Consider the following 20,276-nt stretch of genomic DNA (forward strand, 5'->3'; position numbering starts at 1 on the left):
ATGAACTCTCTGAAAAAGAGCCTGAACGTATTGTGTTTGCTGGTCCTCACCGCCTCTGCCTTCGCACAAACCCACGAAGTACTGATGAAGAATCGCGGTTCAGCAGGCCCCATGGTCTATGAGCCAGACTACCTGGAGATTCAGCCTGGTGATACGGTGAAATTTATCCGCAAACATAAGAGTCACAACGCAGCCTCGATTGCTGAACTGTCACCTGCGGGCTACCCGGGATTTATCGGCAAAATCGATGAGGAGATCGCAGTGAAGTATGACAACGCGGGCTTCTACGGCATTAAATGCACCCCGCATTATGCGCAAGGGATGGTCATGCTGATTAAAGTCGGCAACGCCACCCTGCCGGACAGCTATCGCGCGTTTACGGCCCCCGGGATCGCTAATAAGCGCTTCCAGGATATCTATTCGCGTATTGATAAACAGTAAGGGAGAGCGCTGTGGTGGTGGAGAACGAACAGCCGGATAAAGACATTCAGCAGCAACGACGCAACTGCCTGTGCAAATTGACAAAATTTGTTGGCGCAGCGGGAGTGACCGCCGCCGTCTGGCCGTTAATTTCCGCATTAGGGCCGGACGAAACAACGCGCGGAGAAAATGAGCCAATAGACGTCTCGCTGGCGGGGATCGCCGCAGGACAAACCCTCAGACGCATCTGGCAAGGGAAGCTGATCCTCATCCATCATCGCACGCCGGAAGAGATCGTCGCGGCCCGCGCGGGTGACCACAGAGCGCTTGTCGATCCGCAATCGGACAGCGAACGGGTCGCGTCTGACTATCCGCAGTGGCTGGTTGTTCAGGGGTATTGTCCGCATGCCGGCTGTGTTCCCAATACCAGACCCGGTGGACAGGGCTGGATTTGCCCGTGTCACGGTTCGGAGTTTGATACGTCCGGACGGGTCACCCGCGGCCCTGCAACCACTAATCTGGCCGTTCCTGAGTTTGCCTTTCATCCTGATGGTCTGACCGTGCGTATAGGCGCTAAGGACGTGTGAGATGATCCGCTGGCGCATTCCTTTCCCGCGCTCCATCGCCGGTGTATGGCTGTTTGCCGTTGGTGCGATCCTGCTGGTGATGCTGGGAATACAGATCCTGACCGGTATCGTGCTGGCGATGTTTTACGTCCCGACGACATCGCTGGCGTTTGATTCCATCATCCACATCATGCGCGCGGTCAGTCACGGAGAGTTGCTGCGCAATATGCACGCCATCGGCGCATCGCTGTTTTTCTTTGCCTGCTATTTGCATATTTTCCGTGGCATGTATTACAGCGTCTACCGCAGACCGTATGTGACGATGTGGATGGTTAGCGTCACGTTGTACGTGCTGCTGATGATCACCGCGTTTCTTGGCTACAGCCTGATTTGGGGGCAAAAGAGCTACTGGGCAGCGACGGTGATCACCAGTTTCGCCCGCGTTATTCCGGTAGTGGGCGACGGGTTGTATACCTTGCTGGTAGGCGGCTATGTGCCTGACACCCCTACGCTTGGGCGCTTTTACGTCCTGCACTTTATTCTTCCCGTTGTGGTCGTGGTGATGACGATTTTCCACGTCCGTACGGTACAGTCGGCCTTTGCTCACGCGATGAAACGGGCCTTCAGCGAGAAAGCGTCTCGTCGTCTGCTCTTCGATTACCGAATCACGGATGCAGATGCTATTAAAATCACGTTATTCCTGATGCTGTTCACCTGGTTTTTGTTCTTCGCGCCGCACTATCTGAGCAGCGCGGATAACTTCATCCCGGCGGATCCCACGGTGACTCCGGCGATTGTTGCCCCGGAGTGGTACTTTCTCCCCTTCTTTTCCATTCTGCGCTGCTTCCCGAACGAACTCGTCGGGCTGGTGGCGATGTGCGGCGCGGTGCTGATCTTCTATTTTCTGCCGTGGCTGGATACCTCCCGCGCACGTTTTCGTCACTACAGCAAATGGGTGAAATGGGGTTTCTGGCTGTGGGTGCTGAACGTCTGTTTTCTTGGGTGGCTGGGATCAAAAGCCCTGGTTGGCCCCGATCTGACGGAGGGCATTCGTAATGAAGAGGGATGGATCCGCGCGGTCTCGCAACTGTCGACAATCGGCTATTTCGCCTGGTTTTTACTGGTGCTGCCCTGTCGTCGTTTTCTGGAAAAGCAGGACTGAAGATGATGAGACAATTACTCAGATGCAGCATGCTGTGGGTGGTACTCTGCGCGATGAGCCCCACATTCGCGCAAGAGCCTGTTCCCACGCGCCAGGAGTGGAGCTTCAGCGGTCTCTCCGGAGAATATGATAAGGCGCAATTGCGACGCGGTTTGCAGGTCTATGAAGAGAAGTGTCGGGCCTGTCACGGCATGAAATACCTGACGTTTCGCACGCTGACCAAACCCGGCGGCCCGGAACTAACGACAGAAGACGCGAAAAATCTCGCCAGCGGCTATGTCTTTCCGATTATTCAGGATGACGGTCAACCCGGTGAGCGGGACGGCACCCTGAACGACAGCTTTATTTCGCCTTATCTCAACGATCAGGAAGCGAGACACCTGAATAACGGCGCCCTGCCCGTGGATTTAAGTTATATCGTTCGCGCCCGAACCTACGATCGCGGCTTTCCGCAATTTCTGCTGGACGCGTTTATTCCCTACACTGAGCAAGGCGCGGATTACCTCTTCGCGCTCTTAACCGGTTATCTGCCTGATGACCCGGAACTGAAGGCGAATCGTTATTATCCTGGTGGGGTGATTAACATGCCAAAACCGCTGGCGGACGGCGAAATCGAATGGCAGTCAGAATCGCATGTCGCGCAAACTGAAGAACAATACGCACGGGATGTCACCGCCTTTCTGACCTGGGCGGCCGATCCCGACCTGACGGCGAGAAAACATCAGGGAATGTACGTCATGGGGTATCTCGCCATCATGCTGGCGTTATTATGGATGATGCTGCGGATGAAAAGACGCGCACAACAATAACGTGATAAAGAAATCGCAAACCGTGACCAGTCAGCCTGATGCTGGCTGGTCATTATCTTGCAGGGAACGTTAACTGTGACGACGATTATCGTTACGGCGGCAACGTTTGTCGTAATGGCGCACCCACCAGTAGCGGTCGCTGACTTGTTCATGCCCCCCTACGCGGGCACCCGCCAGCCACAAAATGGCGCCGACGAAGATACTGAGCACTGCACCATGTGCGAAAAATTGTGGCAGGTTAAATTGCGGCAACTGGTTTAAAATGGAGTAACCCACACCAACCACCATAACCACTAACCCCAAACCCATGAGCACATTACCGAGTAACGAAGCGTTTTTGCGTTTCATGTGTCACCTCCGGAACTTTTGGGTTGCTTCAGGGAATACCCCTAATCCATATGTGTAAAGTATAGACAACGCACCACTTTGGTAGTGCGCCTGCGATCACAATTACACCCCATTATTCAACAAATCTTTACAAATAAGCCTCTGAACACCTTGACTTTCCAATAATCAATACAGGCAATTATTCAGTTTCCGGGTAAAGTGACACGGTGCTTTGTCAAGCGGGGCGACAGACAGTAAACTACGCGCCAGTTATTGAAACACTCAGGATAAAAACGTGACGATTAAACTGATTGTCGGCCTGGCGAACCCCGGCGCTGAATATGCAGCCACCCGACATAATGCGGGCGCATGGTACGTCGATTTACTGGCAGAGCGGTTGCGTGCTCCTCTGCGCGAAGAGCCGAAATTCTTTGGCTACACCTCCAGAGTCAGTCTGGAAGGTGAAGATGTCCGTTTATTAGTTCCCACCACGTTTATGAATCTGAGCGGCAAAGCGGTCGGCGCAATGGCGAGTTTTTATCGCATCAATCCCGACGAAATTTTAGTGGCCCACGATGAACTGGATCTTCCCCCTGGCGTGGCAAAATTTAAACTCGGCGGAGGTCATGGCGGACACAACGGGCTGAAAGACATTATCAGCAAGCTCGGCAATAACCCTAACTTTCATCGCTTACGTGTCGGAATCGGTCATCCGGGCGATAAAAACAAAGTTGTCGGCTTTGTATTAGGCAAACCGCCTGTTTCAGAACAGAAGTTAATTGACGACGCGATTGACGAAGCGGCGCGTTGCACTGAGGTATGGTTCAAAGACGGTTTGACCAAAGCAACGAATCGATTGCACGCCTTTAAAGCGCAATAAGCAGTGATGTGCGGCATTTTTGCCGTACGCTGTGTATAATAGGCAAAGTTATTTCCATTTCTACAATCTGTTTTCTACAACAGGTTGATTATTAAGATATTAAGGTGATTTAAATCATGGGATTCAAATGCGGTATCGTCGGTTTGCCCAACGTCGGGAAATCTACCCTGTTCAACGCGCTGACCAAAGCCGGTATTGAAGCGGCAAACTTCCCATTCTGTACGATTGAGCCGAATACCGGCGTCGTGCCGATGCCCGACCCGCGTCTGGAGCAACTGGCTGAGATCGTTAAACCGCAGCGTATCCTGCCGACCACAATGGAATTTGTTGATATTGCCGGTCTGGTAAAAGGCGCGTCCAAAGGTGAAGGTCTGGGTAACCAGTTCCTGACCAACATTCGTGAAACCGAAGCGATTGGCCACGTGGTGCGCTGCTTTGAAAACGACAACATTATTCACGTTTCGGGCAAAGTGAACCCGGCGGAAGATATCGACGTGATCAACACCGAGCTGGCGCTGGCTGATCTCGATACCTGCGAACGCGCTATTCACCGCGTACAGAAGAAAGCCAAAGGCGGCGATAAAGACGCAAAAGCCGAGCTGGCCGCGCTGGAAAAATGCCTGCCGCAACTCTCTGAAGCTGGCATGCTGCGTTCTCTGGATCTGACTGACGAAGATAAAGCGGCGATCCGCTACCTGAGCTTCCTGACGCTGAAGCCGACCATGTATATCGCCAACGTGAACGAAGACGGTTTCGAAAACAACCCGTATCTCGATCAGGTACGTGAAATTGCCGCGAAGGAAGGTTCCGTCGTGGTTCCGGTGTGCGCCGCCGTTGAAGCGGACATCGCTGAACTCGACGATGACGAGCGCGACGAGTTCATGCAGGAACTGGGGCTGGAAGAACCGGGCCTGAACCGCGTGATCCGTGCTGGCTACAAGCTGCTGAACCTGCAGACCTACTTCACTGCTGGTGTGAAGGAAGTGCGTGCATGGACTATTCCTGTCGGCGCCACCGCACCGCAGGCGGCAGGTAAAATCCATACCGATTTCGAGAAAGGCTTTATCCGCGCACAGACGATCGCGTTTGACGACTTCATCACCTACAAAGGTGAACAAGGCGCGAAAGAAGCCGGTAAAATGCGTGCTGAAGGGAAAGATTACATCGTTAAAGATGGCGATGTGATGAACTTCCTGTTCAACGTCTAAATAAAATTTGTTGTCTCATGAGATTTCGCTGAATCTCATGAGAATCACAAAAAACTATAAAATCCACGCAATTGCGTGGATTTTTCGTATTAGGGTGCTCAGAACGTTTCCCAGTTGTCTGTTTCTGAAGCTATCTTTTTGGACACTACATATTTTTCGCCATTATTCCTCTCCCTCTGGCGACTAACACGTTTTTCTGAGGTCATGTTTACTGGTTGTATCCCTTCCTCATTCAAACTGAACACGCTCACCATATCCTGGAGTACACGAGACTGCTCCTGCATTGAAGAGGCAGCTGCAGCTGACTCTTCAACGAGCGCGGCATTTTGCTGTGTGGTGGTATCAATCTGTCCCATCGCACTGTTGATTTGGGCAATCCCATCACTCTGCTCCCGACTCGCTTGTGCGATTTCCTCAATCAGTTGAGTCATGTTCTGGACGTTGGAAACAATTCCCATCATGCCAGCATCTGCTTTTTCAACCAGATTGCGGCCAGAGGCAATACGGGAGACAGAATCATCGATCAATTCCTTAATTTCACGGGCAGCTGACGCACTGCGTTGTGCCAGTGTTCGGACTTCTCCAGCCACCACAGCAAAACCACGTCCGGATTCACCCGCTCGCGCAGCTTCTACTGCTGCATTCAGCGCCAGAATATTGGTCTGGAAGGCTATACCATCAATAACCTGGATGATGTCCGCCATTTTTGATGAGGAATCGTAAATTTCCTGCATCCGGGAAGACACTTCACTCATAACGGCGCCATTCTGTTTCACGACAGAGGCTGTCTCACTCACGTAACGATGCGCCTGCGCCGTGTTTGCTGCAGTATTGTTAATAGTTGCCGTCAGCTCTTCCAGCGTCGAGGCAGTCTCTTCTACCCCTGCCGCTTGCTCTTCCGTGCGAGAGGCCAGATCGGTGTTACCACTATTAATTTCAGCCGCGGCTAACGCAATGCTGTCAGCCCCTTCACGAACCTTGCGTACCGTATTACGCAGACTCTCTGTCATTTCCCTCAGGGAGAGCATCAGTTGTCCAGGCTGGTCTCGGGATTCCACTTTGACGTCGATACCCAGATTACCGGACGCCACTTCCCGAGCCACATTAACGGCTGACAGCAATGGGCGAGTTATCCCACGTGTGATAAACCACGCTAACAGACTGCCGACGACAATAGCGATGACGCCAAGAACAATCAGAGCCTGAATTGCCGCCGAGCCATTCTCCTGAATGGACCCACTGGCTTCATCAATTTGTGCTTTATCGTAATTTTCCAGTGCTTTTACGCTGCCGGAATAGACCTCCATGGCGGGAATGAGTTTCTGGCGAATAAATGCATTGGTGGCATCACCATTCCCTTGTTCACTGATGCGAATCGCCTCATTGCGGATATCGATGTACAGCTTTCTTTTATCCCCCACGGTCGCCAGGAGTGACTTACCCGTATCAGAGACAATTAATTCTGCCAGTTCCTTCTGAATGGCACTCACCCGCTCTGACATTACCTTCATCTTTGACTGGGCAAATTTTTTAATTCCATCATCAGAGGAAGTCAGTACAGATAGCCCCATCGCACCATTATAGTCAATTGCCGCCCCCCACGCCCCCGTGAGTCGCTCCAGCACCAACAACCTGTCCGTAATAGCATGGGTTTCTTTCAATATGCCATTTAATTTAACGATCCCCGTTACAGCCATAATAACGACAAGGGTGAGAACAATACTGAAGCCAACTCCCATTCGGGTACCAACACCAAAATCATTTATTTTCATTTGCTATCTCATACAAAAAAAGTCACCTTTTCCCTGCCACCCGTTGAAAAAACCAGAACAATGCCGGGAGCGTTCGACTTAAGGGCGGAGTCAAGCTAACATATTGAAATTGATCATGTTTTAAACATGTGCCAGCGTATCTATCGGCAGAAAGGGAGAGGACTTTAACGTGACCATTCTCTTAGAAAAACATTGACATTGTGAAACGAGACAGGAAATCGCGTGTAAAACAAACCGTATCATGTTGTTTTTTAATTGAAAAAGACAACTCAATTTTTATCGCATAATTTCATACCGGAAACAAAAGAATAAAAAAACAACAACCGATTCCATATTAATCTAATGATACACCCTCAACCCACTTCCATTAATTGCATCGAAAATAGTTAACATTGATACTAACGTATTCCGATAAAAAGAAAACACCACTATTCTTAAACGACAGGCTTTAATCCATTGAAAGTTTCAGAAAGGATAGACTGATATTTTTACTCCAAACACCTGAATTGATGATATTTTGCCCCCCTACGTATAGCGTACATTTGGTGTTATAAGTGAACGCAGATTCGGCGATATTGTTCAGGCAAAGAAACTCACCACTAAATATGAGTATGGCTATAACGAATACAAACCACGTTCAGCACTGATTTATCTGACGTCATCTGGGTTTATAACAATGTGTAAAACAGGGTTTCACTCCTTTGGTTCGATAACATCGTTTCAGTGTCTGATTCTCTGGACTGAGATCTCAGGCTGTTCGTCTGGCATGTCAGGTCAAATGTTGACTGCTTCAAAAAAATTACCGTTTTTGTTATATTGATGCTTACTGATTATCCACCTCCGCGGTGCCAAAAAGAACAAGATTCACCGCAACCCAGGACAATAAAATGTTAGATTACCGCTTCCCGACAGCTTTGCAGATGGTTCTCAGCGTAGCGATGGCGGAGCAATCGGGTGAACGTTCGACAAGTGCAATTCTGGCCTATGGTCTGGAAGCAAATCCGAGCTTTATTCGCAAATTAATGGTTCCGCTCACGCGAGACGGTATCATCGTCTCAACGCTTGGCCGCAACGGTTCTATTCATCTTGGTCGCCCGGCGGAAGAGATCACCCTGCGTGATATCTACCTTTCTGTTATTGAAGATAAAAAGCTATGGGCATCGCGTCCTGACGTACCGGCTCGCTGCGTGGTCAGCGCCAACGCTTGCTGGTACTTCAAATCTATCGCCGATGAAGCGGAGCAAGCTTCGTTAGAGGTATTAGCTCGCCATACCGTGGCAAGCGCGCTGGAGAAGGTCAAAAAAGCCGATACCAGCGGGTGCGATCCGGTCCCTGAGATTGATACCCAGTCTAAAAAAGCGCATTAATTATTTCCTTAACCGCAAAAAACCGCCTTAACGGTGAAGGCGGTTTTTTGTTATGTGCAATTCCTTAAGAAACCGGCAAAACATCCCTTATCGGTTTACCGCGCGTAACGAACTTACGCAGCGTCACGTAAAACACCGGCGTCAGGAACAGACCAAACAGCGTCACGCCCAGCATCCCGGAGAAGACCGTGATCCCGGTTACGCCGCGCACTTCTGCGCCCGCGCCATGGCCAAGGATCAGCGGAATGGTCCCGGCAATAAAGGCGATAGAGGTCATCACAATCGGGCGTAAACGCAGGCGGCACGCTTCCAGCGCGGCTTCCATGATGCCTTTGCCCTGAATTTCCAGCTCGCGGGCAAACTCCACGATAAGAATCGCGTTTTTACAGGCCAGCCCCATCAGCACCACCAGCCCCACCTGCACGAACACGTTGTTATCGCCACCGGTCAGCCAGACGCCAAACAGCGCGGAGAGCATGGTCATCGGGACGATAAGGATCACCGCCAGCGGCAGCGTCCAGCTTTCATACAGCGCCGCCAGGACCAGGAACGCCAGCAGCACCGCGACCGGGAAGACGATCAGCGCCGTGTTGCCCTGGGTGGCCTGCTGGAAGCTTAGATCCGTCCATTCAATGTTCATCCCGTTCGGCAGGATCTGCTTAGACATCGCGTCCAGCTGCGTCATCGCCTGCGCAGACGAGAGCACGCGCGGGTCGGCATCGCCAATCAGATCCGCCGCCGGGTAGCCGTTGTAGCGGATTACCGGATCCGGCCCGTAGGTGGTCGTGATTTTCACCATACTGCCAATTGGCACCATTTCGCCCTGGCTATTACGGGTGCGTAAATTGGCTATGTCTTCCACGCTGTCGCGGAACTGCCCGTCAGCCTGCGCCATCACGCGCCAGGTACGGCCGAACTGGTTGAAGTCATTCACGTACGACGAGCCCAGATAGGTTTGCAGCGTACCGAAAAGGTCGGTCAGCAACACGCCCTGCGCTTTCGCTTTATCACGATCGACCTGTACATTCAGCTGCGGAACATTAGCCTGATAAGTTGAGATCGGAAAATGCATTCCCGGCGTCTGCATAATCGCCCCGGACATGGTATTCACCGCGTTTTGCAGCGCGCCATAACCCAGACCTGCGCGATCCTGGATATACAGCGAATACCCGGAGCCCTGCCCCAACCCTAATATCGGCGGCGGCAGAATGGAGAAGCCAAAACCTTCCTGAATTTGCGCAATTTTCGCGTTGATCTCCGCGTTAATTTCCGCCGCGGAATGTTTACGCTGATCGAACGGCTTCAGGCCGAAGAAGACCGTCCCGGTATTCGGCGTGTTGGTGAACTGCAGCGCGTTCAGCCCCGGGAACGCAACCGCATAGTCCACGCCTTCGGTATTCATCCCGATTTCGCTCATTTTGCGGATCACCGCGTCGGTGCGCGCCAGCGACGAACCTTCCGGCATTTTCACGCCGCCAATCAGATACAGCTTATCCTGCGTCGGGATAAACCCGCCGGGCACCGCTTTAAACATGACGCCTGCGGCACAAAGCAGCAGCAGATACACCGCAAATACCGCGCCGCGTCGTCCCAGCGTTTTACCCACCAGCCCCTGATAGCCGTTCGAGCTGCGGTGGAAAAAGCGGTTAAACGGACGGAAAATCCAGCCGAACAGACGATCGATTAGCCGGGTCGGGAAATCTTTCGGCGCGCCGTGCGGTTTTAACAGCAGAGCCGCCAGCGCCGGAGAGAGCGTCAGCGAGTTAATGGCAGAGATGACCGTGGAAATCGCGATCGTCACCGCAAACTGCTTGTAGAACTGCCCGGTGACGCCCGAGAGAAACGCCATCGGCACAAACACCGCACACAGCACCAGCGCAATCGCAATAATCGGCCCGGACACTTCTCGCATCGCCTGATGCGCTGCCGCAAGCGGCGCAAGCCCCTCTTCAATGTTTCGCTCGACGTTTTCCACCACCACGATGGCGTCGTCCACCACGATACCGATGGCTAATACCAACCCGAACAAACTCAGGGTATTCAGCGAGAAGCCCAGCAGGTAGAGTATGCTGAAAGTACCCACCACCGACACCGGCACCGCGATCAGCGGAATAATCGACGCGCGCCAGGTTTGCAGGAACAGGATCACCACCAGCACCACCAGCACCACCGCTTCCAGTAGCGTTTGCACCACCGCACGGATCGAATCACGCACAAAGACCGTCGGATCGTAAGGTGCCGCCCACTTCATATCTGCCGGGAAGCGCGTGGACAGTTCGTCCATTTTCGCGCGTACCGCGTTAGACAAATCAATGGCGTTCGCCCCCGGCGTCTGGAAGATACCAATCCCGACCGCGTCTTTATTGTTCAACTGGGAACGCAGCGCATAGCTGCCGGACCCCATTTCGATACGCGCCACGTCGCGCAGGCGGACGACCGTACCGTCCTGCGTCGTTTTCAGGACAATATTGCCAAACTCTTCTTCCGTATGCAGACGGCCCTGGGCGTTAATGGAGATCAGGAAATCGCTCTCTTTCGGCAGCGGCTCGGCACCAAGCTGCCCGGCGGACACCTGTATGTTTTGCTCCTGCATCGCTGTCACCACATCCGACGCGGTCAGCCCGCGCGCCGCCACCTTGTTGGGATCCAGCCAGATGCGCATCGCGTATTCACCCGAGCCGAAAATCTGGATCTGGCCGACGCCCGGCAGGCGCGCCAGCTCGTCCTTCACCTTCAGTGTGGCGTAGTTACGCATATACAGGGAGTCGTACTTACCGTTGGGCGAAAACAGATGCACCACCAGCGTCAGCGTCGGGGACTGTTTCTGGGTGGTAATGCCCAAACGCCGCACGTCTTCCGGCAGACGCGCTTCGGCCTGCGCAACGCGGTTTTGCACCTGCACTTGCGCCTGATCCGGGTCGGTTCCCGGACGGAAGGTGACGGTGGTCACCAGCACGCCGTCGGAGCCCGCGACGGACTTCATGTACATCATGTTCTCAACGCCGTTGATCGCCTCTTCCAGCGGCGTCGCCACGGTCTCGGCAATCACTTTCGGGTTGGCGCCGGGGTATTCCGCGCGCACCTGCACGCTTGGCGGCACGACGTCAGGATATTCGCTCACCGGCAGCAGCGGGATGGCGATTAACCCGGTGATAAAAATCAGAATCGACAGGACGGCGGCAAAAATCGGCCTGTCGATGAAAAAGCGGGAAAAGTCCATGGGTTGGATTCTCAGGTCAAGGGATCAGTTGAGGGCGCTGCTGGCGGTCATGGCAACGGTTTTGGCGTTAACCGGCATACCCGGCATAAACACTTTTTGTAAGCCCTCGACGATGACTCTGTCGCCAGGGTTCAGTCCCTGCTGCACGATGCGTAAGCCGGCGGCGAGACGCCCCGGCGTAATATCACGACGCTGTGCTTTACCCTCTTTATCCACGATATACACGTACTTACGATCCTGATCGGTCAGCACCGCTTTGTCGTCAATCAGCGTGGCTTTGAATTCCGCGCTACCCGGCAGGCGTACGCGGGCAAAAAGTCCCGGTGTGAACTGACGCTGCGCGTTATCCAGCAGCGCGCGCATACGGATGGTGCCGGTACTCGGCGTCAGCTGGTTATCCAGGAAGTCCACTTTGCCCTGATGGGGATAGCCCTCCTCGCCCGTCAGGCCAATCTCAACCGGCAGCGCCGTGTGATGGCTGGACGCCCCCTGCCCGCTGCGGGCCAGATTTTGATAGTGGAGATAGGTTGACTCGTCCACGTCAAAATAGACGTAAACCGTCTTCTGCGAGACCACCGTGGTGAGGACGCTGGCGCTGTCGCCCGCAGTCACCAGGTTCCCGCTGGTGATCAGCGCCCGGCTGGCGCGACCGTCAATAGGCGCGGTGACTTTGGTGAAGTCCAGATTCAGCTGCGCGGCGTCAACCGCCGCCTGGGCAGCGCGAATATCGGCCTGCGCCTGGGTGGCGGCCGAACGGCGCTGCTCCCACTCTTCGCGGGATACCACATTCGTGTTGACCAGTTTATCGGTGCGGTTCGCCTCACTTCGTGCCAGGCTTGCCTGCGTTTTTGCTCTTGCCAGGTTCGCCTGCGCCTGTTCCAGCGCCGCGCGATAGGTTCGGTCATCAATCGTGAACAGCACCTCGCCCTTTTTCACTTCCTGACCGTCGGTGTAATTCACTTTATCAATGTAACCAGAGACGCGGGGGCGTAGCTGGACGCTCTCCACCGCTTCAATCCGACCGTTAAAGCTATCCCACTGGCTAATGGATTTTACGACCACGTCAGCAGCACTGACGGCGGGCGCAGGCGGCGCGGCGTTTTGCGCGACGCTGTTATCACATCCGACAAGCAACATAGAGAGCAACATCGCCCCCAGCGCGCTCGGATAAACGTTACCCCAGGTTTTTTGCAGGCTCATTATTTTTATTCCGGTATTGGTAGCCGCCGGGCAAGACGCTGCGGGAGACGCCGCGCCACCTCCTTTGTCCGGTAGCTGACTTAAGGCCATTTGTGTCGTTCATCGCCACAAAACTGTAACAGTTGCAAATACACTATCGCGGCGATTGTAGGAAGGCGCTTAACTAAGTGCAAGAATAATTGTTGCACTTTATGTGCTATTTGAGCGGATGTGAAAAGACCTGTTTCAGGCAGGGATTTAAATGTAACAATAAAACTTGCAATTATTTTCAAAAGGAGCCACCTTTAAATGCAACAGATAAAGATGCTTTTTGATACGCAGCCCGGGGGAAGCGAGATGAACACTGGCGCATTTATTCACGATTTACTCGACTGGATCAATAACAACCTTGATAACCGCCTGGACATCGACACCGTTTCCAGACGAGCCGGTTATTCGAAATGGCACCTTCAGCGCATCTTCAAAGAACATACGGGTTATCCCATCGCCGGGTATATTCGCGCGCAAAAGCTGCGAAAATCGGTTGAACGCTTAACCCACAGCGACGAACCGATTTTGAACGTGGCGATCGCGTTGGGCTTTGACTCTCAGCAGTCATTCAACCGCAGCTTCAAGCGTCAGTATGGTCAGGCTCCCGGCGCATGGCGCCGCAATGCCGGTTGCCCGTTGAGTAAACGCCAATGTCAGTAATGCCTCTGTCGGGGGTCAGGACCACCGCGAATGCCTCTACGCCAGCCTGATGAATTGATTGACCCTCTCTTCGCCGCTTATTGTCACGATTCACCGCCCGTTTACTGGCGGTCAGAGGCGGGACAGTCTCTGCGGCAGGGATAAGACCGCTTCCATCTGCGTCTGTGCTGTTGACTTATTCTGTAAAAAGATTACTTTTCAGGACATGAAGAAGATACTCATCATTGTCCCCGATGGCGGTATGCTGTTTGAATCCGCTGGTATTGCCGACATTCTGATGCAGGCCAATCGCCTGCATCCGGAAGGTGCTACGGACATCTGTTACCAGGTGCAGTTAGCAACAACTCAACCGCATCAGGTGATCCATGGTCAGTCTGGTTTAAATTTACTGGCAGATCATCGCCTGCATGAAATTGACCCTCGTGAGCCTCTGGATACCATCATTATCACCGGCAGAGGTCAAAATCCGCAGGAAGGGATTGCAGTGGTTGACTGGCTGCGCCTTGCCGCTCCCCATGCCCGCCGCATTGCATCCATTTGCGGCGGCGCGATGCTGCTGGCGCAAACCGGACTGCTGGACGGCAGACGAGCCACCACCCACTGGAAGCTACTGGAAACCATGCAGGCAGAATTCCCTCAGGTGCGCGTCGAAGGCGGTCCGCTTTATATTCAGGACGAACACATCTGGACGTCAGGCGGAGTCAGTTCCGGCTTTGACCTGACGCTTGCCCTGGTTGAAGAGGACTACGGCTTCAGTCTGGCACGCGACATCGCTCAGGACTTCGTCATGTACCTGCGCCGACCCGGAGGCCAGTTGCAGTTTAGCCGCTACAACCTTCAGCAGATCAGTACCCAGGGCCCCATTAGCGATCTACAGGCCTGGCTGCTCGAAAACCTCACCGCCGACCTCAGTGTGGATAAACTGGCGGCAAAAGTCGCCATGAGCCCGCGTAATTTCACCCGCGTGTTTACCCGGGAAACCGGCGCTTCGCCGGCCCGTTACGTCGCCGAAGCCCGTCTGGCTGCTGCACGACAGCGTCTGGAGCAGACCAACGAGACGCTGGATCGTATCGCTGAACAAACGGGATTTGGCAGCAGCATTAACCTACGGCGACTGTTTGAAAAACAGCTCCAGCTCACCCCGGGAGAATATCGTCAGCGCTTTCACTGTCGTAAAATGGCGTAAAGTGATCCTTTTTTGTCATTTACGCCAACTGATGACCGACCTACATTACCTTCAGAGACAACAGATAAGGAGTTAATCATGGTAAAGGTCGGCATTAACGGTTTTGGCCGTATCGGACGCAACGTACTGCGTGCAGCGCTGGGTAACCCGGATATTCAGATTGTGGCAATCAACGATCTGACAGACAGTAAGACACTGGCGCATCTGCTGAAATACGATTCGCTGCTCGGAAAACTCGATGCCGACGTCACCGCCGGTGAAGGGCAGCTTGTCGTTGACGGTAAACCCATTACCGTGTTCAGCGAACGCGACCCCGCCAACATCCCATGGCGTCAAAGCGAAGTTGATATTGTTATTGAAGCAACCGGCTTCTTCACTGACCGTGACAAAGCAGCGGTGCATATCCACAGCGGTGGCGCAAAGCGCGTGATTATCTCCGCCCCCGGTAAAAACGAAGATTTAACCATCGTGATGGGCGTTAACGATGGCCTCTACTCCCCGGATAAACACGTCGTGGTCAGCAACGGTAGTTGCACCACTAACGGTCTGGCACCTGCCGCGCAGGTTCTGCACCAGCATTTCGGTATTAAGCATGGTCTGATGAACACCACCCACGCCTATACCAACAGTCAGGCGCTGCATGACCAGCCGGAAAAAGACCTTCGTGGCGCTCGCGCCGCCGCACTGTCGATTGTGCCTTACTCCAGCGGTGCCGCGAAGGCGCTTGGCAAAGTCATTCCTGAGCTGGATGGTCGTTTGACCGGCTACTCGCTGCGCGTACCGGTTCCGGTGGTTTCCATTGTCGATCTAACCGTAACGCTTGAGCGGGATGTGACGACGGAAGAGGTCAATAATGCGTTTCGTGAAGCCGCCGCAGCGGGACCACTGAAAGGGATCCTCGGTTACAGCGATGAACCACTCGTGTCAAGCGACTACCAGGGCGACCCGCGTTCTTCCATTATCGACGGCCTGTCGACGCTGGTGATTGGCGGAAATATGGTCAAAATTCTGGCGTGGTATGACAATGAATGGGGATTCTCCAACCGCCTCGTCGACCTGGCACTGTTGATGGCAAGGCGTGAACACTAATCCCCTGCTATCGCCCCCTCAAAAATCCACGCCTGGCGTGGATTTTTAATTGCTGCCGCTTACCTGGCGGTGCAATCTGGGTGAACAGCCCATCAGACGTTTAAAGACTTTACCAAACGCACTGTCAGACTCGTAATCCAACGCGTTGGCAATCAGTACGACGATGTTTCGGTATTTTTCAGACGATCGCAGGCCAACAACATGCGCTAACGCATAGGGTAGTCCATCGACATGCTGCCCACATTTTCTTTGAAATGTTGGGCAAAACTCGTCGCCAGGGGAAATCAATATCACGTCGGCTATGTGCCATGAGCGGACGTTGCTGATAGTAATTAGTACGGGTGTTATTCAACTTCCGGGTTACAGACAGGTTGCCCCGACATGGGATTAAAGGGGTGAGACGGACTCAACAACATGCTGGAAAACGTAAGGATCAGAAAGTAGTTCAAATTCTTCGTCATCCGGGTAGGTGACCGCCACGTGATAGTTTTCTCCAGCAAACGCCTTCACCGACTGGAGATCCTGCCAGTAGGTAGCAAGAAAAAAATGTTCCCAACCACCCTGCGTTTCTCTGCGAACAAACGCGCCTATGTTTCCTGGGATGCTCTTTGAATGCTCTACTCCTGTTTTCTCCAGATGCATAGCAAAGCCATCCGCATGTTCAAGTGGAACGCAGCCGTGCCAGGTTCTTACAATCATTAGTTTTATCTCCTGTTATGAGAAATATAACCCTATCACCAAAAGGTATTTCATGGTGTAGTTAATGAAGAGTATTTCTTCTGATAGCGAGTTTTCAGGCGCTTCTGACCTTCGTTTATCGTTCATAGCAGACCTGAGGACCAGCCAGTNGGCCCAGCCAGTCTATCCTCTGCGAGCCAACAGCAGACGTGAACGTGTTATATAAGGCGAAGGCGGTACTTGCATGAATGCCATTTGAAATGACAACCTTCATAATCCGATCTCTCCTGTGGCCTGCACAATGCCAAATCCAGCATTTTTGATAGCTGTTTAGTTAATGCGTTATCGAAAGCCTTTAAAAAGGTATTTTGCCAGCTTAATCACTTTTGTTTCTCTTGTCGTATGTATTATTGCTGCGGTTCAACAATTAAGAATAGAAAAAGAATCAGAAACATTTCGAATATAGTTTATCCATAATATTAACAATTGATAGTATTAAAACAACACTCCATGAAATGGGATATTTTTATTTCTCATAGACGAGAATTTACATATCATGATATAATGTGCGAGGAAAAGCACGCAGGTTATTAACCTGTATGCTTTGTGATTAAATTTTCGAGGGGACTATTCCAGTGGGACGTAAATGGGCCAATATTGTTGCTAAAAAAACGGCTAAAGACGGTGCAACATCTAACGTATATGCAAAGTTCGGTGTAGAAATCTATGCCGCGGCTAAACAAGGTGAACCAGACCCTGAATTAAACACATCTTTAAAGTTCGTTATTGAACGTGCAAAACAAGCACAGGTCCCAAAACACGTTATTGATAAAGCCATTGATAAAGCTAAAGGTGGCGGAGATGAAACATTCGTGCCAGGGCGTTATGAAGGCTTTGGCCCCAATGGTGCAATGGTTATCGCTGAAACGTTAACGTCGAATGTTAACCGTACGATTGCTAATGTCCGCACAATTTTCAATAAAAAAGGCGGCAATATCGGCGCGGCAGGTTCTGTAAGCTATATGTTTGACAATACTGGCGTGATTGTATTTAAAGGAACAGACCCTGACCATATTTTTGAAATTTTGCTTGAAGCTGAAGTTGATGTTCGCGATGTAACCGAAGAAGAAGGAAACATCGTTATTTATACTGAACCTACAGACCTTCACAAAGGAATTGCAGCGCTAAAAGCAGCAGGGATTACTGAATTCTCAACAACAGAATTAGAAATGATTGCTCAATCTGAAGTTGAACTTTCACCAGAAGATTTAGAAATCTTTGAAGGTCTTGTTAATGCCCTTGAAGATGACGATGATGTTCAAAAAGTCTATCATAACGTTGCAAATCTCTAATTAAGAATGAAAGGAATCTGCCATTATGGCAGGTTTTTAACCTTATCACGTTGTTATAACGAAGCATATTTAGCCGGGTATCAGGGATAGTGTCCATCGACCCGTTGGACTCACCGTTCAGAACAGACCCGTCTCCCTGGTACCAGACTGCAGATCGCGCAAAGGGCACCCGTGATGGGTCCCCTTTGCCGCAACCTACAAAAATCGCCTTCACTCTCCTGCAACAATCCCGCTTATCAGGGACTCAACTTAAAATGCGCGGCGTTAATATTGTATTGCTTCATTTTTCGCCACAAGGTGGTGCGGCCAATTTTCAGCAGGCTGGCCATCTCCTGAATCCGCCCACCGGTCACCCTTGCCGCGTGAATAATGGCGTCTTTCTCAATATCACTGAAAGCGACGCTGGCAGAGAAACGATCGGTCGCGGGTTCTGAGGCACGATGCTCGTTAAAGAGATATTCCGGCAGATGGTTCAGGTGAATACGCCCGTTGTCACTTCTCAGCGCCGTATTTTCAATGACACTGTTGAGCTCGAAGTCATTCCCCGGCCAGTCGCAGGCAATCAGCGGAGTCAGCACATCGTCATCCATAAACAGGCGGGTCGAAAAGCGTTTTTCCAGGCGACGCAGGCGGTGATTCACCAGCGAAGGAATGCTGTTACGCCGCTGTCGCAGCGGTGGAATCATTATTTCAAAGGCGTGCAACGCGTAATAGAGCTGGCGGCTAAAGCGGTTTTGTTCCACCAGCCGCGCCAGATCCACCGTTGTGGCGGCAATCACTTTCACGTCAACTGGCACCACACGCCGCGCGTCCAGGCGAGTGATCACCCCTTGTTTAATCACCTGTAACAACGCCGACTGCAGTTCTGGCGCCAGATACTCAATTTTTTCCAGGTACAGCGTACCGCCGTGCGCCAGTTCCAGGCGGCTCAACCGCCCTTCGCTGTCGTCATCCGCCGTACTGGCGATAAAATCCCGTACCTGATCGGCATACAGCTGACAGTTCACCGCAATATACGGGCCTTCTGCCCGTTCGCTGGCATTATGAATAGCCTGACTCAGCAACTCTTTACCCACGCCCTCTTCGCCGCATAACAACACCGGAAAACTGCCCCGCGCCGCCTGACGACCAAAATGAACGATACGCTGGGTCTGCGGATCGTCCTGCGCCATCTGCGCGAAGGTATGGCTCACTTTACCCAATTGACTGGTCATCAACTGGCGCATCTTCTCCACCGGATGCAGCAGCAGAATAAAACTGGTGCCCTGCGTTTCGACAATCGGTTTGAGGGTAATCACGGTATCAACGAACTGATGCTGGCTTTCAAATGTCGCCTCAACATGATGCAGCGGACGCTGATGGCGGATCGCACGCACCAGCAGGCTGGGCAGCGTCAGGAGTTCATTGAGGTTTTTGCCATGGGCAGCCGTCACATCAAGATGCAGTAGCCGTGCCGCCTGAGCATTGATGAATTGCAGACTGCCCTGCGCGTTCCAGGTCATCACGCCGTCATCCATGCTCTCCAGCAAACCGTACAGTTGATTGAGATGACGGTTTGATTCGGCAAGCAGGCTGTCGGTGAGCAGCGAGTTTCCCACTTCACGCGCAATCGCCAGGGTTAATGGCAGATCGGCAGGCGATGCGTGATCTGCCGGACAGCCCAGCGCAATGGATCCTAAGAGGCGTCCATGGTTGTCGAAAACAGGCGTTGAGCAAAAACACCACGCACCGAGCGCATGTTTAAAATGGTGATCGGGCAGCGTTTTTACCGGTTGCCCTACGACAGAGGCCAGCGACAGCGCGCAACTGCCAATGATGCTTTCGGCACAATAGGTGCCGTCGACAAAACCGAGTTCCGCCAGTTGCCCGAGCGTTTTTGGATCGCCACAGCGGCTCAGCACACACGCACTCTCATCCAGAATGAACAGCGCACACTTTCGCGGCGCCATGTATTCCCATGCGTCCTCCAGCGCCGCCTGTCCAAGCGTGAGCATCGCCGTCTTACGCCGACAAATCGAATCAAACGTCAGTCCCTGTGCCCGGTGCGGTTGCGCCCAGAAATCACGCTGCATTATTTTGCCGCAGCGTAGCCACGAGTCGCGAATAAATTCAGGAATATTCGATTCATCGCTTATGTTCACGCTGTTATTCACTGTCTGTTTTCCCTCATTTCAGGGTGCGGTCGCTCGCAATTCTGCGGTATCTCGCGCTTTTACGTTCCGTTATGGAACATTCATCAAAATAAATGTTCTCTTTTGGAACATAACATCGATGAATTTTCTTTTTCGCGCGCTGGGGCACAATTACGTTATCGGCAGCGAGCGGTCGCCGTGGCGTTGTACACCATCGA

General features: G+C 52.5%; 17 protein-coding genes. 11 read left to right on the forward strand and 6 right to left on the reverse strand.

Going from position 1 to position 20,276, the window contains the following annotated elements:
- The 4 genes from AOY24_RS05135 to AOY24_RS05150 are packed head-to-tail and all read left to right on the forward strand — an operon-like array spanning position 1 to position 2,957.
- Complete coding sequence (locus AOY24_RS05135; RefSeq protein ID WP_043000473.1) at positions 1-441, forward strand: pseudoazurin; 441 nt, start codon at positions 1-3, stop codon at positions 439-441.
- A 14-nt stretch (positions 442-455) separates the two neighbouring features.
- Positions 456-1,007 carry a ubiquinol-cytochrome c reductase iron-sulfur subunit gene (gene petA, locus AOY24_RS05140; protein ID WP_054176352.1) on the forward strand — a complete coding sequence of 184 codons (552 nt, stop codon included), beginning with the start codon at positions 456-458 and terminating at the stop codon, positions 1,005-1,007.
- A 1-nt stretch (position 1,008) separates the two neighbouring features.
- The gene (locus AOY24_RS05145; protein WP_054176265.1) at positions 1,009-2,148 is read left to right on the forward strand and encodes a cytochrome b N-terminal domain-containing protein; all 1,140 of its coding nucleotides are present in this window, start codon (positions 1,009-1,011) and stop codon (positions 2,146-2,148) included.
- Positions 2,149-2,153: 5 nt separating this feature from the next.
- Positions 2,154-2,957 carry a cytochrome c1 gene (locus tag AOY24_RS05150; protein ID WP_044267231.1) on the forward strand — a complete coding sequence of 268 codons (804 nt, stop codon included), beginning with the start codon at positions 2,154-2,156 and terminating at the stop codon, positions 2,955-2,957.
- Positions 2,958-3,026: 69 nt separating this feature from the next.
- Here AOY24_RS05150 and ychH read toward each other — a convergent pair whose 3' ends face one another.
- Positions 3,027-3,305: a stress-induced protein YchH gene (ychH, locus tag AOY24_RS05155; protein ID WP_012132144.1), complete on the reverse strand. Its 279-nt coding sequence runs from the start codon at positions 3,303-3,305 to the stop codon at positions 3,027-3,029.
- Positions 3,306-3,579: 274 nt separating this feature from the next.
- On the opposite strand from ychH, the gene pth reads away from it, so the two are divergent.
- Positions 3,580-4,164 carry an aminoacyl-tRNA hydrolase gene (gene pth, locus AOY24_RS05160; RefSeq protein ID WP_043000471.1) on the forward strand — a complete coding sequence of 195 codons (585 nt, stop codon included), beginning with the start codon at positions 3,580-3,582 and terminating at the stop codon, positions 4,162-4,164.
- Between the two features lie 116 nt (positions 4,165-4,280).
- Positions 4,281-5,372: a redox-regulated ATPase YchF gene (ychF, locus tag AOY24_RS05165; protein WP_043000470.1), complete on the forward strand. Its 1,092-nt coding sequence runs from the start codon at positions 4,281-4,283 to the stop codon at positions 5,370-5,372.
- A gap of 98 nt (positions 5,373-5,470) precedes the next feature.
- Here ychF and AOY24_RS05170 read toward each other — a convergent pair whose 3' ends face one another.
- The gene (locus AOY24_RS05170) at positions 5,471-7,144 is read right to left on the reverse strand and encodes a methyl-accepting chemotaxis protein (protein ID WP_054176266.1); all 1,674 of its coding nucleotides are present in this window, start codon (positions 7,142-7,144) and stop codon (positions 5,471-5,473) included.
- A gap of 887 nt (positions 7,145-8,031) precedes the next feature.
- On the opposite strand from AOY24_RS05170, the gene AOY24_RS05175 reads away from it, so the two are divergent.
- Positions 8,032-8,511, forward strand: coding sequence for an Rrf2 family transcriptional regulator (locus AOY24_RS05175; protein WP_044257678.1), 480 nt, complete (start codon positions 8,032-8,034; stop codon positions 8,509-8,511).
- 64 nt (positions 8,512-8,575) lie between these two features.
- Here AOY24_RS05175 and oqxB read toward each other — a convergent pair whose 3' ends face one another.
- Entirely contained in the window at positions 8,576-11,731 is a 3,156-nt protein-coding gene (oqxB, locus tag AOY24_RS05180; RefSeq protein WP_054176267.1) for a multidrug efflux RND transporter permease subunit OqxB, read from the reverse strand.
- A 24-nt stretch (positions 11,732-11,755) separates the two neighbouring features.
- Positions 11,756-12,931 carry an efflux RND transporter periplasmic adaptor subunit gene (locus tag AOY24_RS05185; RefSeq protein WP_044263763.1) on the reverse strand — a complete coding sequence of 392 codons (1,176 nt, stop codon included), beginning with the start codon at positions 12,929-12,931 and terminating at the stop codon, positions 11,756-11,758.
- A 336-nt stretch (positions 12,932-13,267) separates the two neighbouring features.
- On the opposite strand from AOY24_RS05185, the gene AOY24_RS05190 reads away from it, so the two are divergent.
- The 3 genes from AOY24_RS05190 (at position 13,268) to gap (ending at position 15,896) form a co-directional block, all read left to right on the forward strand.
- Entirely contained in the window at positions 13,268-13,621 is a 354-nt protein-coding gene (locus AOY24_RS05190) for a helix-turn-helix domain-containing protein (RefSeq protein ID WP_043001911.1), read from the forward strand.
- 205 nt (positions 13,622-13,826) lie between these two features.
- The gene (locus AOY24_RS05195; RefSeq protein WP_054176268.1) at positions 13,827-14,807 is read left to right on the forward strand and encodes a GlxA family transcriptional regulator; all 981 of its coding nucleotides are present in this window, start codon (positions 13,827-13,829) and stop codon (positions 14,805-14,807) included.
- A gap of 78 nt (positions 14,808-14,885) precedes the next feature.
- Positions 14,886-15,896, forward strand: coding sequence for a type I glyceraldehyde-3-phosphate dehydrogenase (gene gap / locus AOY24_RS05200; protein ID WP_043000460.1), 1,011 nt, complete (start codon positions 14,886-14,888; stop codon positions 15,894-15,896).
- Between the two features lie 387 nt (positions 15,897-16,283).
- On the opposite strand, the gene AOY24_RS05205 is transcribed toward gap, so the two are convergent.
- On the reverse strand, positions 16,284-16,595 hold the full coding sequence (locus tag AOY24_RS05205) for a hypothetical protein (protein ID WP_043000459.1): 312 nt from the start codon (positions 16,593-16,595) through the stop codon (positions 16,284-16,286).
- A gap of 614 nt (positions 16,596-17,209) precedes the next feature.
- Here AOY24_RS05205 and AOY24_RS05210 point away from each other — a divergent pair.
- Positions 17,210-17,926 (forward strand): YebC/PmpR family DNA-binding transcriptional regulator, encoded by a 717-nt coding sequence (locus tag AOY24_RS05210; RefSeq protein ID WP_043000457.1) that lies wholly within the window; start codon positions 17,210-17,212, stop codon positions 17,924-17,926.
- Between the two features lie 236 nt (positions 17,927-18,162).
- On the opposite strand, the gene dhaR is transcribed toward AOY24_RS05210, so the two are convergent.
- Positions 18,163-20,067, reverse strand: a complete 1,905-nt coding sequence (dhaR, locus tag AOY24_RS05215; protein WP_054176353.1) for a dihydroxyacetone kinase operon transcriptional regulator DhaR — start codon at positions 20,065-20,067, stop codon at positions 18,163-18,165.
- Between the last annotated feature and the right edge of the window lie 209 nt (positions 20,068-20,276).

Origin of the sequence: Citrobacter sp. CtB7.12, assembly GCF_001297795.1 — a bacterium.
Taxonomy (GTDB): Bacteria; Pseudomonadota; Gammaproteobacteria; order Enterobacterales; family Enterobacteriaceae; genus Citrobacter_A; species Citrobacter_A amalonaticus.